This window comes from Pseudomonas sp. CC6-YY-74 (genome assembly GCF_002025205.1).
Taxonomy (GTDB): Bacteria; Pseudomonadota; Gammaproteobacteria; order Pseudomonadales; family Pseudomonadaceae; genus Aquipseudomonas; species Aquipseudomonas paeninsulae.
Genome location: NZ_CP019947.1, coordinates 2,909,031 through 2,922,360, shown reverse-complemented (window position 1 = coordinate 2,922,360; position 13,330 = coordinate 2,909,031). Strand labels below are relative to the sequence as shown.

The 13,330-nt window shown below is 63.6% G+C and carries 10 protein-coding genes; 8 read left to right on the top strand and 2 right to left on the bottom strand.

Annotated elements, in window-relative coordinates:
* Nucleotides 1-11 precede the first annotated feature (11 nt).
* Nucleotides 12-1,466, bottom strand: a complete 1,455-nt coding sequence (gene gatA / locus B2D37_RS13385; RefSeq protein ID WP_177345224.1) for an Asp-tRNA(Asn)/Glu-tRNA(Gln) amidotransferase subunit GatA — start codon at nt 1,464-1,466, stop codon at nt 12-14.
* Complete coding sequence (gene gatC / locus B2D37_RS13380; RefSeq protein ID WP_079203153.1) at nt 1,463-1,750, bottom strand: Asp-tRNA(Asn)/Glu-tRNA(Gln) amidotransferase subunit GatC; 288 nt, start codon at nt 1,748-1,750, stop codon at nt 1,463-1,465. Before gatC ends, gatA begins: the two co-directional genes overlap by 4 nt.
* 513 nt (nt 1,751-2,263) lie before the next feature.
* Between gatC and mreB the strand changes: the two genes are divergently transcribed.
* The 8 genes from mreB to tldD all read left to right on the top strand — a co-directional run bounded on the left by mreB (nt 2,264) and on the right by tldD (nt 13,319).
* Entirely contained in the window at nt 2,264-3,301 is a 1,038-nt protein-coding gene (gene mreB / locus B2D37_RS13375; RefSeq protein WP_079203152.1) for a rod shape-determining protein MreB, read from the top strand.
* 137 nt (nt 3,302-3,438) lie between these two features.
* Nucleotides 3,439-4,377 carry a rod shape-determining protein MreC gene (gene mreC, locus B2D37_RS13370; RefSeq protein WP_371915402.1) on the top strand — a complete coding sequence of 313 codons (939 nt, stop codon included), beginning with the start codon at nt 3,439-3,441 and terminating at the stop codon, nt 4,375-4,377.
* Nucleotides 4,374-4,862 (top strand): rod shape-determining protein MreD, encoded by a 489-nt coding sequence (gene mreD / locus B2D37_RS13365; RefSeq protein WP_079203150.1) that lies wholly within the window; start codon nt 4,374-4,376, stop codon nt 4,860-4,862. The genes mreC and mreD overlap by 4 nt, the downstream gene beginning before the upstream one ends.
* A gap of 41 nt (nt 4,863-4,903) precedes the next feature.
* The gene (locus B2D37_RS13360) at nt 4,904-5,524 is read left to right on the top strand and encodes a nucleoside triphosphate pyrophosphatase (RefSeq protein WP_079203149.1); all 621 of its coding nucleotides are present in this window, start codon (nt 4,904-4,906) and stop codon (nt 5,522-5,524) included.
* A gap of 66 nt (nt 5,525-5,590) precedes the next feature.
* The gene (gene rng / locus B2D37_RS13355) at nt 5,591-7,048 is read left to right on the top strand and encodes a ribonuclease G (protein WP_079203148.1); all 1,458 of its coding nucleotides are present in this window, start codon (nt 5,591-5,593) and stop codon (nt 7,046-7,048) included.
* A 31-nt stretch (nt 7,049-7,079) separates the two neighbouring features.
* On the top strand, nt 7,080-10,913 hold the full coding sequence (locus B2D37_RS13350) for a YhdP family protein (protein ID WP_079203147.1): 3,834 nt from the start codon (nt 7,080-7,082) through the stop codon (nt 10,911-10,913).
* A gap of 92 nt (nt 10,914-11,005) precedes the next feature.
* Nucleotides 11,006-11,860: a carbon-nitrogen hydrolase family protein gene (locus tag B2D37_RS13345; RefSeq protein WP_079203146.1), complete on the top strand. Its 855-nt coding sequence runs from the start codon at nt 11,006-11,008 to the stop codon at nt 11,858-11,860.
* 16 nt (nt 11,861-11,876) lie between these two features.
* On the top strand, nt 11,877-13,319 hold the full coding sequence (tldD, locus tag B2D37_RS13340) for a metalloprotease TldD (RefSeq protein WP_079203145.1): 1,443 nt from the start codon (nt 11,877-11,879) through the stop codon (nt 13,317-13,319).
* Nucleotides 13,320-13,330: the final 11 nt, after the last annotated feature.

Below are 13,330 nucleotides of genomic sequence, written 5' to 3'. Positions count from 1 at the left end.
GTGAGTCGTCCTCAAAATCCGCTTGGCGCGCGAGTGTGCCAATCAGTGACTTGTTGATATTGGTGCGCCACGTTGAGTAGGCGTCCTTCCTGGAAGTACGGCGCGAGCAGTTGCACGCCGACCGGCAAACCGTCGACGAAGCCGGCGGGCATCGACAGGCCGGGAATACCGGCGAGGTTGGCGGTGATGGTGTAGATGTCTTCCAGATAGGCTGCGACCGGGTCGTTGTTCTTCTCGCCGAGCTTCCAGGCCAGGTTCGGCGTGGTCGGGCCGAGAATCACGTCCACCTCGTTGAAGGCACCGACGAAGTCGTTCTTGATCAATCGGCGAATCTTCTGCGCTTTCAGGTAATAGGCATCGTAGTAACCGGCCGACAGGGCATAGGTGCCGATCATGATCCGGCGCTTCACCTCGGTACCGAAGCCTTCGCCGCGCGAGCGCTTGTACAGGTCTTCGAGGTTGACCGGGTTTTCGCAGCGGTAGCCGAAGCGTACGCCATCGAAACGCGACAGGTTGGAGCTGGCTTCGGCCGGAGCGATCACGTAATAGGCCGGAATCGCATGCTGCATGGCCGGCAGGCTGATGTCCTTGACCGTGGCGCCGAGCTTTTTCAGCTCCTCGACCACGCTCAGCACCGCCTCGGCAATACGGCTGTCGAGGCCGGCACCGAAGTACTCCTTGGGCAAGCCGATGCGCAGGCCATTCAGCGGTTTGGCCAATGCCGCGAGGTAGTCATCGACCGGCTGGTCGACGCTGGTGGAATCTTTCGGGTCGAAACCGGCCATGGCCTGCAGCATCAGTGCGCAGTCTTCGGCGCTACGGGCCAGTGGGCCGCCCTGGTCGAGGCTGGAGGCGTAGGCGATCATGCCCCAGCGCGAGACGCGGCCGTAGGTCGGCTTGATCCCGGTGAGGTTGGTCAGCGCCGCCGGCTGGCGGATCGAGCCGCCGGTGTCGGTGCCGGTGGCGGCCGGCAACAGGCGTGCGGCCACCGCTGCGGCCGAGCCACCGGAGGAGCCGCCCGGTACGCGGGTCAGATCCCAAGGGTTTTTCACCGCGCCGTAGTGGCTGGATTCGTTGGCCGAGCCCATGGCGAACTCGTCCATGTTCAGCTTGCCCAGGGTCACGGTGCCGGCGGCGGCGAGTTTCTCCACCGCGGTGGCGTTATAGGGCGCCTTGAAACCTTGGAGGATTTTCGAGCCGCAGCTGGTCAGCACATCTTTGGTGCAGAACAGGTCCTTGTGGCCGATTGGCGCGCCGAGCAGGGCGCCGGTTTCACCCGCGGCGCGGCGGGCATCGGCGGCCTTGGCCTGGCCCAGAGCCAGCTCTTCGGTGACGCTGATGAAGCTGTTGAGCTGCGGGTCGAGTTGTGCAATGCGTTGCAGCAGGCCGCGGGTCAGTTCCTCGGCGGAAAATTGTTTGGCAGCCAGGGCGCGGGCGATTTCAGCCAGGGTCAGTCGATGCATCACTCAATCACCTTGGGAACCAGATACAGGCCGTTCTCGACGGCCGGGGCGATCGCCTGGTAGGCGTCGCGGTGGTTTTCTTCGGCCACTGCGTCGGCGCGCAGGCGCTGGGTCGCTTCCAGGGGGTGAGCCAGTGGCTCGATACCCGTGGTGTCGACCGCCTGCATCTGATCGATCAGGCCGAGAATGTTGTTGAGGGTCTCGGTGGTACGTGGAATTTCGCTTTCATTCAGGCCAAGTCGGGCCAGATGGGCGATTTTTTCCACCTCGGAGCGTTCAAGCGCCATTGAGGTTCTCCAGTAGAGGGCAGCCAATTGAAGTGTGCGTGGGTCGCCATGCCTAACAGGGTGTTTACAAATTACTGCGCTCGGCTAAGCGGCGTTGAAATCAGCCCGGGGCTCGGCGTCTCAAAATACTCATGTACTACTCGTACACGGCGCTTCTGACTCACTTCGCCTGCCCGGCGGGCTAGCCTACGGTTGTTACTGTGCTCCGTAGCGGCTGAATGCGCCTGGCTACGCGGCCCGGCTTAGCCGTCGCGCGTTATATTTTTCAATGGCCTACGGGGCTGGGCAGGGAACGGATTCAGTGATTGGGTGGTCAAAGGCCGCGATGATGAGCGGTAAAGCTCCGAAAACAGGCAATCTAACATATTGCCGCCTTGCTCAAAATCCCTGTCGTTGTTAGAGTTTGCCGCACTTTTTACCTGCGCGTTACTCGCGCGTGCTTCATGCACACAAATTACCTGCGCGTTACCCGCGCGTTGCTTTTACCCACGCGTTGCCTAGGGTCCCTCTCCCATGTTCAAAAAACTGCGTGGCATGTTTTCCAGCGATCTGTCGATCGATCTGGGCACTGCCAATACCCTGATTTATGTGCGCGAGCGCGGTATCGTCCTGAACGAGCCTTCGGTCGTAGCCATCCGTACCCACGGCAACCAGAAGAGCGTCGTTGCTGTCGGTACCGAAGCCAAGCGCATGCTCGGTCGCACCCCTGGCAACATCGCAGCTATCCGGCCGATGAAGGATGGCGTGATCGCCGACTTCAGCGTGTGCGAGAAAATGTTGCAGTACTTCATCAACAAGGTTCACGAGAACAGCTTTCTCCAGCCTTCGCCGCGCGTGCTGATCTGCGTGCCGTGCAAATCCACCCAGGTGGAGCGCCGCGCCATCCGTGAATCGGCCCTGGGTGCCGGTGCCCGCGAAGTATTCCTGATCGAAGAACCGATGGCCGCCGCTATCGGTGCCGGCTTGCCGGTGGAAGAGGCGCGTGGCTCGATGGTCGTCGATATCGGCGGCGGCACCACGGAAATCGCCCTGATTTCGCTGAATGGCGTGGTTTACGCCGAATCCGTTCGGGTCGGTGGCGACCGTTTCGACGAAGCCATCATCACCTACGTGCGGCGCAACTACGGTTCGCTGATCGGTGAATCCACCGCCGAGCGGATCAAGCAGGAAATCGGCACCGCCTACCCGGGCGGTGAAGTGCGCGAAGTCGACGTGCGTGGCCGCAACCTGGCTGAAGGCGTGCCGCGCGCCTTTACCCTCAACTCCAATGAAGTTCTGGAAGCCCTGCAGGAATCCCTGGCCACCATCGTGCAGGCGGTCAAGAGTGCGTTGGAGCAGTCGCCGCCGGAGCTGGCTTCGGATATCGCCGAGCGTGGCCTGGTGTTGACCGGTGGCGGTGCCTTGTTGCGTGATCTGGACAAGTTGCTGGCCCAGGAAACCGGTCTGCCGGTGATCGTTGCCGAAGACCCGCTGACCTGCGTCGCCCGTGGCGGCGGCAAGGCCCTGGATATGATGGATCGCCACACCATGGACCTGCTGTCCACGGAGTGAGCCGTCTGCGCCAAGTCTCGAGCTGCAAGCCGGGTTTCCACTCGCTTGCAGCTTTTTGTTTGCTGCTTGACGCTTGAGAGGAACTCGCCATAAAACCGCTATTTGCCAAAGGTCCTTCGCTCGGTGTACGCCTGCTGGTGTTCACAGTGCTATCGGCTGCGCTGATGGTGGTGGATGCGCGACTTACCGTGTTGCAGCCGTTGCGCAGCCAGTTGGGGCTTATTGTCGAGCCGGTCTACTGGTTTGGCCGTTTGCCGGTGACCCTGTGGGACAGCGCCACTCAGGAGCTCAGTTCGCGCAGCGACCTGGCGGCCGAGAATGAAAAACTCAAGGCCGAAAGCCTGATGATGCAGCGGCGGCTGCAGAAGCTGGCGGCCTTGACCGAGCAAAATGTGCGCTTGCGCGAGCTGCTCAACTCTTCGGCGCTGGTCGATGATGATGTGCTGGCCACCGAGCTGATCGGTATCGATCCCAACCCCTTCACCCACCGCATCCTGATCGACAAGGGCGCCAAAGACGGCGTGCTGCTCGGTCAGCCGGTACTCGATGCACGCGGCCTGATGGGCCAGGTGGTCGAGGTGATGCCCTACACCTCGCGGGTGCTGCTGCTCACCGACATCACCCATAGCATCCCGGTACAGGTCAACCGCAATGGCCTGCGCGCGATCGCCACTGGCACCGGCAATCCGGAGCGCCTGGAGTTGCGGCATGTGGCCGATACCGCGGATATCAAGGAAGGCGATCTGCTGCTCAGCTCCGGGCTGGGCCAGCGTTTTCCGGCCGGCTATCCGGTGGCGGTGGTCACCGAGGTGATTCACGACTCCGGTCAGCCGTTCGCGATTGTCCGCGCTATGCCGACCGCCAACCTCAATCGCAGCCGCTACATGCTGCTGGTGTTTACCGATCCGCGCACGCCGGAGCAGCGCGCCAGCGATTCGGCCGAGGCCCAGGAGGCGGTGGATCGGCAGGCCCTTGAGTCTCCGGCGAACGCGCCCTCGCAACCGTCTGACCCGCAAGGGACCGCGAGCGCTGCGCCAGCTACCTCATCCATCACTGCAGCGGAGCCTGGCCAATGATCGCTTTGCGTGCGCGCAATACCTGGGTGATCTGGCTCAGTCTGGCCCTGGCCCTGTTGCTCAGTGTGTCCAGCTTACCCAAGTTCATGGAGGTCGGCCGGCCGCTGTGGCTGGCGTTGTTCCTGACCTACTGGGTGCTGGCCTTGCCCCATCGGGTGGGCATGACCACGGCCTGGTGCACCGGCCTGTTGGCCGATGTGCTGAACGGTACGCTGCTGGGGCAGAATGCCCTGATTCTGACCCTGGTGATCTTCTTGGTATTGAACCTGCAGCAGCGCTTGCGCATGTTCCCCATGTGGCAGCAGAGCATGGTGCTGCTGGTGGTGTTCGGTCTAGCCCAACTGGTCCAGCTGTGGCTCAATGCCTTGACCGGCAACCGTCCGCCGACCCTGGCGTTCGTCTTGCCGGCACTGGTCAGCGCACTATTGTGGCCATGGGTCTGTGTCATCCTGCGCGGTGTGCACAAACGCCTCAGCGTCAATTGAGTGCGGCTGGCCCTGCACGAATTCGACAGGGAGAAGTCCGCATGACTACGCTTTACTTGGCGTCCGGGTCGCCGCGACGTAGCGAATTATTGGCCCAGATCGGTGTGCCCTTCATCACGCAAATCGTCCCCGTCGATGAAAATTCATTGCCAAACGAGTCACCCAGCGCCTATGTAGAGCGTCTGGCCCGCGCCAAAGCGCAGGCCGGACTGGCCGCCTTGGTTGATCCGGGTGATGCTGTAGTCCTCGGTGCCGATACCGCGGTGGTCCTCGATGGGCAGATTCTCGGCAAGCCACAGGATCGCGACGAAGCCGTGGCGACCCTGAGCGCGCTGTCCGGTCGCGAGCATCAGGTGCTGACGGCGGTGGCCCTGGCGTCGACTGCCAAGGTGGCTGCGCGGGTGGTCAGCAGTCGGGTGAGCTTTCGGCAGTTGAGCCGTGCAGAGATCGAGGCGTATTGGGCCACCGGCGAGCCCCGGGACAAGGCTGGCAGTTATGGTATTCAAGGGCTGGCGGCAGTGTTCGTCAGCCAGTTGCAGGGCAGTTACTCGGCCGTGGTGGGCTTGCCCCTGTGCGAAACCGCCGAGTTGCTCGCAGAATTCAGCATTCCGTGCTGGCAGACGCTGCCAGTCCATAGTCAAGAGAGCGCCGGCCGCGGGTGAGTGAATCCTTGCGCTGAAGGCTTGGGTTCCCCCGGTTTGCCGCTGCGCCGGAACAGAGATAGAGCCATGAGTGAAGAGATCCTGATCAATATCACGCCGATGGAGTCGCGCGTAGCGGTAGTGGAAAACGGTGTGCTGCAAGAGGTGCATGTCGAGCGCACGCAGAAGCGCGGTATCGTCGGCAACATTTACAAGGGCAAGGTGGTGCGGGTGTTGCCGGGCATGCAGGCGGCGTTCGTCGACATCGGCCTGGATCGCGCTGCCTTTATCCATGCCGCGGAAATTTCCAGCCGCGAAGGCAGTGCGGTGGAAAGCATCAGCGCCCTGGTGCATGAAGGCCAGGCCTTGGTAGTGCAGGTCACCAAGGATCCGATCGGCAGCAAGGGCGCACGGCTGACCACGCAGTTGTCGATCCCCTCGCGCTATCTGGTGTACATGCCGCGGACCAGTCATGTCGGCATCTCGCTGAGGATCGAGGACGAAGCCGAGCGCGAACGCCTCAAGCAAGTGGTGGCGGACTGCGTGGCGGCTGAAGGCATCGCCGAGGCTGGCGGCTTTATCCTGCGCACCGCCGCCGATGGTGTGGGCGCCGACGAAATTCTGGTCGATATCCGCTACCTGCGCCGCCTGTGGGATCAGATTGCGGCGCAGAAGCAGAGCGCACCGGCTCCTTCGGTGATCTACGAAGATCTCAGCCTGGCCTTGCGCACCCTGCGCGACCTGGTCGGCCTGCGCACCGAGAAGATCCGCATCGACTCGCGGGAAACCTTTCAGAAGATCAGCCTGTTCGTCGCCGAGCTGATGCCGGAAATCGCCGATCGTCTGGAGCACTACCCGGGCGAACGGCCGATTTTTGATTTGTACGGCGTCGAAGACGAGATCCAGCGGGCGCTGGAGCGCAAGGTATCGCTGAAATCCGGTGGTTACCTGATCATCGACCCGGCCGAGGCGATGAGCACCATCGACGTCAATACCGGTGCCTTCGTCGGTCACCGCACCCTCGAAGAGACTATCTTCAAGACCAATCTCGAAGCGGCCACTGCCATCGCTCGGCAACTGCGCCTGCGCAACCTCGGCGGCATCATCATCATCGACTTCATCGATATGGAAGATGAAGAGCACCAGCGCCAGGTGTTGCGGACCCTGGAAAAACAGCTGGAGCGCGATCACGCCAAGACCAACATCATCGGACTCACCGAGTTGGGCCTGGTGCAGATGACCCGCAAGCGCACGCGCGAGAGCCTCGAGCAGATACTCTGCGAGCCCTGCGGCTGCTGCCAGGGACGCGGCAAGATGAAAACCCCGGAAACCACCTGCTACGAGATCTTCCGCGAGATCCTGCGTGAGGCACGGGCCTACCAGGCCGAGGGCTATCGCGTGCTGGCCAACCAGAAAGTGGTGGATCGCCTGCTCGACGAAGAGTCGGGCAATGTTGCCGATCTCGAAGCCTTTATCGGCCGGACCATCAAATTTCAGGTCGAGACGATTTACTCCCAGGAGCAATACGATGTGGTGCTGCTGTGAATCCGTCGGCCGTGTTCAAGGAATGAACTGAATGGCGCTTCTGGCCCGTTTGTTGGTGCTGGCGTTGCGCTGGGGGCTGGGCTTGTGCGCACTGGGCCTGGTGCTGGCGGCGCTGTATGTCAGCCTCGGTCGCGAGTTGGTGCCGTGGGTCGCCGAATATCGCTTGGAGGCCGAGGACCAGGCCTCCGCGGCGCTCGGCATGCCGCTGCGTATCGGCCGGCTGGAGGGGCGCTGGCAGGGCTTCGTGCCGCTGCTGATCGCCCATGACGTGCAGCTGGGCGAAGGTGTCAGCGCGCTGCGTCTGGATCAGGTACGCCTGACGCTGGACCCGTTCGCCAGCCTGTTTGCGCGCGAGCCGCGGCTGGCCAATCTTGAATTGGATGGCTTGCAGTTCAGTCTGCACCAGGACGAGCAGGGCGCTTGGACGTTGAAGGGACTGCCACAGCGCAGTGAGCCCGCAGCCCTGGATGTCGCGCAGGTATTGCAGCAGTTGCAAGCGGTGAACCGGGTGTCGCTGCTGAACAGCCAGGTGACCCTGGAAGCCCATGAGCGGCCGGCCGTTACCCTGACGTACGTCAACCTGACCCTGCGCAATGGCGCGAGTCGCCAGCGTCTGGATGCGCGCCTACTGCTCCCCGATGGCCAGCCGGTTGCCGTGCAACTGCGCACGCGCATGCAAGTCGAGCGCTGGCGCGAGGCGCAGGCCGACCTGTACCTGAGTCTGCCGCAAAGCGATTGGGCGCGCTGGTTGCCGCCGAGCGTGACGCGCGAGTGGCGCCTTGAGCAGTTGCAGGCCGGCGGTGAAGTCTGGCTGGACTGGGCCGATGGTGCCTTGCAGCGTGCCGTCAGTCGCCTGCATGCGCCGCAAGTGGTCGCTGCCTATCGCGAGCGTGAGGCGGCGCAGGTGCAGAACCTCGCCCTCAACGCCTATTTCGAGCGTACCGAACAGGGCTTCGAGCTGCTGCTGGACGACCTGGCGCTGAGCCAGGGCGAGACCCGCTGGGGCGAGGTGCAGCTGGGTATCAGTCATCTTCAGGGCAGTACTGAAGCCGAAGAACAGTGGTCGCTTGGCGCCGATCGCCTCGACTTGGCGCCGCTGCTACCGCTGGTCAAGGCCCTGGCGCCCTTGCCGGACAAGAGTCTGGCGCTGCTCGAAAGCCTGCAGCCGCAGGGGGCCTTGCGCAACATCCAGGTGGACTACCGGCCGCAGGCCGAAGGCGACAAGCGGCTGCAGTTCGCCGCCAATCTCGAGCGCATCGGCTTTGCCGCCTATCTGGCTTCGCCCGCGGCAGAAAACATCAGCGGCAGTCTGGCCGGTGACCTGGGGCAGGGCGAGCTGCGCCTGGCAGCAGAGAATTTCTCCCTGCACCTGGACACGTTGTTCCCCACGCCCTGGCTGTATAGCCAGGCCAATGCCCGGCTGACCTGGCAACTGGATGAGCAGGCCTTCACCCTGCGCAGCCCCTATTTGCAAGTGGTCGGCGAGGAGGGGCCGGTTGCCGGTGACTTCCTGATCCGTCTGATGTTCGATCCCGAAGCCGAGGACTACATGGACCTGCGTGTGGGTCTGCGTAACGGCGACGCGCGTTATACCGAGAAATACCTGCCGACCCGTGCACCTGACTTTAGTCCGCAACTGGCAGACTGGTTGAAAACTGCGATTCGCGGCGGCAAGGTCAATGAAGGCTATTTTCAATTTCAGGGTTCGCTGAACAAGGGCGCCGCCGACGCTGCGCGCAGTCTCAGCCTGTTCTTCGCCGTGGAAGATGCCGAACTGGCCTTCCAGCCGGGGTGGCCGGCACTGCGCGAGGCGCGTGGCGATGTGTTCATCGAAGACAGCGGCGTGCGGGTACGGGTGGCCGAGGGGCGCATACTCGATAGCCGGGTGCGCAACGCCGCGGCTGACATCCCCCACGCAGCGCCGGGGCAGGCACTGCGGCTGCTGTTGACTAGCGAGCTGGAAAGCAGCGTCGCCGATGCCCTGAAGATTCTCCAGGATGCGCCCATGGGCACTGCCGAGACGTTCGCCGGCTGGCAGGGCGAGGGGCCGTTATCGGGCAGACTGAAACTCGATCTGCCGCTGCACAAGGGGCAAGCAGCGGACGCAGACGTGATAGTCGACTTCGCCACCGAAGGTGCGCGGCTGCAGTTGCGCAATCCCGAGTTGGAGCTCAGCCAGCTCAAGGGGGCTTTTCGCTATGACACGACCAGTGGCTTGAGTGCCCCGGACATTCGCGCGCAAGTCCTCGGCCATGCCGTGCGGGGCAAGGCAATCGCGGAGGGTACCCGCGGCCAGGCGCGCACCCAGATCGAGGCCGGCGGCCAGGTGCCGCTGAGCAACCTGACGGCTTGGCTGGGCGTGACCGCACCGCTGCCTCTGAGCGGTACCTTGCCCTATCGCCTGCGCCTGACTCTGGATGGGGTCGACAGCCAGCTGCGCGTGGATTCCAATCTCCAGGGGGTGGCCGTTGCGCTACCAGCGCCCTTCGGCAAAAGCGCCAGCGAGGAAGGTTATGCCGATTGGCGCATGACTTTGAATGGCGCCGAGCGGCGCTATTGGCTGGATTATGCCGATCTGGCGAGTCTGGCCTTTGCGGCACCGCCCGGCCAGTTAGCCGAGGGCCGCGGCGAACTGCGCCTGGGTGACGGCCCGGCGCTGTTGCCGGCGGCGAAGGGTGTGCGCTTGCGTGGGCAAGTCCGCGAACTGGATTGGCCGGCCTGGCAGGCGGCGCTCAAGCCGTATGTCGGTGTGGCGCGCGAGGATGCGCAGCAGGTGTTCAAGGATGCACAACTGCAGATCGGTCGATTCAGCGGCTTTGGCAGCACTGTCGACAACCTCGGGGTACAGCTCAAGCGTGCGCCTGCAGCTTGGTTGCTTCACCTGGATAGCCAGCTATTGAAAGGTCGGGTCGACTTGCCGGACGCCGACGCGACGCCTATCGCGGTCAACCTGGAGTACCTGCGTTTGCCGGCGGCCGCCGCCAAGGATGCCGCGGTCGAGGACAAGCCGGACCCGCTGCTTGGCGTCGACCCGCGGCAGATTCCGCTTCTCGATCTGCACATCGATCAGGTGCTGCAAGGTACCGAGGCGCTGGGCGCGTGGTCGCTGAAAGCGCGACCGAGCGCTAGGGGGGTGCAGTTCAACGATCTGGATCTGAATCTGAAAGGCTTGCAGCTGACCGGTCGCGCCGGTTGGCAGGGTACGGCAGACGCTAGCAGCAGTTGGTACAAGGGGCGCCTGCAGGGCAAGGACCTGGCCGATGTGCTGCTGGCCTGGGACTTTGCGCCGACGGCGAGCAGTGAAAGCTTTCATCTGGATGTCGATGGGCGTTGGCCGGGTTCGCCGGCGTGGATCAGTCTGAAGCGCTTTTCCGGCAGCCTGGATGCAACCTTGCGCAAGGGCCAGTTCACTGAAGTGCAAGGCCCTGCATCGGCGCTGCGGGTATTTGGCCTGCTCAATTTCAACTCTATTGGCCGCCGTCTGCGCCTGGACTTTTCCGACCTGCTCGGCAAGGGCTTGAGCTATGACCGGGTCAAAGGGCTACTGGTCGCCAGCGACGGGGTGTACGTCACTCGCAAACCCATTACCCTGACCGGGCCATCGAGCAATCTGGAGCTGGACGGTACCCTGAACCTGGCCGATGACCTGGTCGATGCCAAGCTGCTGGTGACCTTGCCGGTGACTAATAACTTGCCGCTGGCTGCGTTGATCGTCGGCGCACCGGCGATTGGCGGGGCGTTATTTCTGGTGGACAAGCTGCTGGGCGATCGCGTGGCACGTTTTGCCAGTGTGCAATACAGCGTCAAAGGCCGTTGGCAGGATCCGCAGATCACGTTCGACAAGCCTTTCGAGAAGTCGCGCTGACAGGTTGTTGAAAAAACCGCTGCGCCAGGCGATGCAGCCGATGGCCATGGCTTGTAAGCTGAAGACTCACCACTCACCGACCTGGAGCGCGCATGACCCTCGCGGTGATTCAAATGGTCAGCCGGGACGATGTACCGGCCAATCTGCTCCAGGCCCGGCGTCTGCTCGAGCAGGCCGCAGCGGGCGGAGCGCGCCTGGCGGTATTGCCGGAGAATTTCGCCGCCATGGGTCGCCGCGACCTGGCCGCGCTGGGCCGCAGCGAAGCGCGCGGTGAAGGGCCGATCCTGCCCTGGTTGAAACAGGCCGCCCGCGACCTCAAATTATGGATAGTGGCCGGTACCTTGCCCTTGCCGCCAGCGGGTCAGCCCGAGGCAAAGGCGCGGGCCTGTTGCCTGTTGCTCGACGAGCATGGCGAGCAGGTCGCGCGCTACGACAAGCTGCACCTGTTCGATGTGGAGGTCGGCGACAGCCAGGGCCGTTACCGCGAGTCCGATGATTTTGCCCACGGCAGCCAGGTCGTGGTGGCCGATACCCCCGTTGGGCGCCTGGGCTTGACGGTTTGCTACGACCTGCGTTTCCCTGAACTGTATGGCGCCCTGCGTGACGCCGGGGCTGAGTTGATCAGCGTGCCCGCGGCCTTCACTGCGCTGACCGGTGCGGCGCATTGGCAGATACTGGTGCGGGCCCGGGCCATCGAGACCCAGTGCTACCTGCTGGCCGCCGGCCAGGGCGGCACTCATCCCGGCGGGCGCGAGACCTTCGGCCATTCGGCCATCGTCGATCCCTGGGGTCGAGTGTTGGCCGAGCAGGCGCAAGGCGAGGCGGTCTTGCTGGCTAGCCGCGATGCCGTCGAGCAGGCGGCGATTCGCCAACGGATGCCGGTAAGCCGGCATAAACGATTTTTTGCAGCGGCCGAACCACGGCTGCCTGGTTTGGAGCAAACATGAACGAGATGAAACAGTTATGAGCGAGATGTTGTTATCCGTCAGTGAGCACCTGTTGGGCCCGGGCGGCTTGACCCTCGACCATCTGCCAGGGGTGCTGGGCGAGTTGTCCGGCCCCGGTATCGATGCTGCCGATCTGTATTTCCAGAGCCAGGTGTCCGAGACCTGGGTGCTGGAGGACGGCATCGTCAAGGAAGGCAGTTTCAACCTGGATCAGGGCGTCGGTGTGCGTGCCCAGTCTGGCGAGAAAACCGGGTTTGCCTACAGTAATGCCATCACCGCCGAGGCACTGACCCAGGCCGCCCGTGCGGCTCGCTCGATTGCCCGCGCCGGGCAGAACGCGCGGGTGCAGGCCTTCAGCAGCCCGCAGGTCACCGCCTTGTATGCAGCGGAAAATCCGCTGGACGTGATCGGTCGGGCGCAGAAGGTCGAGTTGCTCAAGCAGATCGATGTGGCCACGCGTGCTCTCGATGCGCGGATCAAGCAGGTCACGGTCAGCCTCGCCGGGGTCTGGGATCGCATTCTGGTGGCGGCGCAGGACGGCAGCCTGGCCGTCGATATTCGTCCGCTGGTGCGTTTCAATGTCAGCGTGATCGTCGAGCAGAACGGTCGCCGCGAGCGTGGCAGCCATGGTGGTGGTGGGCGCAGCGACTACCGCTACTTCATGAGCGAAGATCGCGCCATGGGCTATGCCCGCGAAGCGCTGCGCCAGGCCCTGGTCAATCTCGAGGCGATTCCCGCGCCAGCCGGCACCCTGCCGGTGGTGATGGGCGCCGGCTGGTCCGGCGTGCTGCTGCACGAGGCGGTCGGCCATGGCCTGGAAGGCGATTTCAATCGCAAGGGCAGTTCCGCCTACAGCGGGCGCATGGGTGAGAAGGTCGCCTCCAGCCTGTGCACCATCGTCGACGACGGCACCCTGGTCGGGCGTCGTGGCTCGCTCAGCGTGGATGACGAAGGCACGCCGACCCAGTGCACCACGTTGATCGAGAACGGCGTGCTCAAGGGCTATATGCAGGACAAGCTGAACGCCCGCCTGATGGGGCTGGCACGCACCGGCAACGGTCGCCGCGAATCCTACGCGCACCTGCCGATGCCGCGGATGACCAATACCTACATGCTGGCTGGGGAAAGCGACCCGGAAGAAATCATCCGCTCGGTGAAGAAAGGCATTTACTGCGCCAACCTCGGCGGCGGCCAGGTCGACATCACCAGCGGCAAGTTCGTCTTCTCCACCAGCGAGGCCTACCTGATCGAAGACGGCAAGATCACCGCGCCGGTCAAGGGCGCCACCCTGATTGGCAACGGCCCCGAGGCCATGAGCCGGGTATCGATGGTCGGCAACGACCTGGCCCTGGACAGCGGCGTCGGTACCTGCGGCAAGGACGGTCAGTCGGTGCCGGTCGGCGTCGGCCAGCCGACCCTGAAGATCGATGCGATTACCGTCGGCGGCACAGGCTCCTAGGACGTGGGTTA

Bases quoted from the DNA above. Each gene is read 5' to 3' on its own strand.
- tldD (WP_079203145.1), top strand. From the start codon at position 11,877: ATGAGCGAGATGTTGTTATCCGTCAGTGAGCACCTGTTGGGCCCGGGC.
- rng (WP_079203148.1), top strand. From the start codon at position 5,591: ATGAGTGAAGAGATCCTGATCAATATCACGCCGATGGAGTCGCGCGTA.
- mreD (WP_079203150.1), top strand. From the start codon at position 4,374: ATGATCGCTTTGCGTGCGCGCAATACCTGGGTGATCTGGCTCAGTCTG.
- mreB (WP_079203152.1), top strand. From the start codon at position 2,264: ATGTTCAAAAAACTGCGTGGCATGTTTTCCAGCGATCTGTCGATCGAT.
- B2D37_RS13345 (WP_079203146.1), top strand. From the start codon at position 11,006: ATGACCCTCGCGGTGATTCAAATGGTCAGCCGGGACGATGTACCGGCC.
- B2D37_RS13360 (WP_079203149.1), top strand. From the start codon at position 4,904: ATGACTACGCTTTACTTGGCGTCCGGGTCGCCGCGACGTAGCGAATTA.
- gatC (WP_079203153.1), bottom strand. From the start codon at position 1,750: ATGGCGCTTGAACGCTCCGAGGTGGAAAAAATCGCCCATCTGGCCCGA.
- B2D37_RS13350 (WP_079203147.1), top strand. From the start codon at position 7,080: ATGGCGCTTCTGGCCCGTTTGTTGGTGCTGGCGTTGCGCTGGGGGCTG.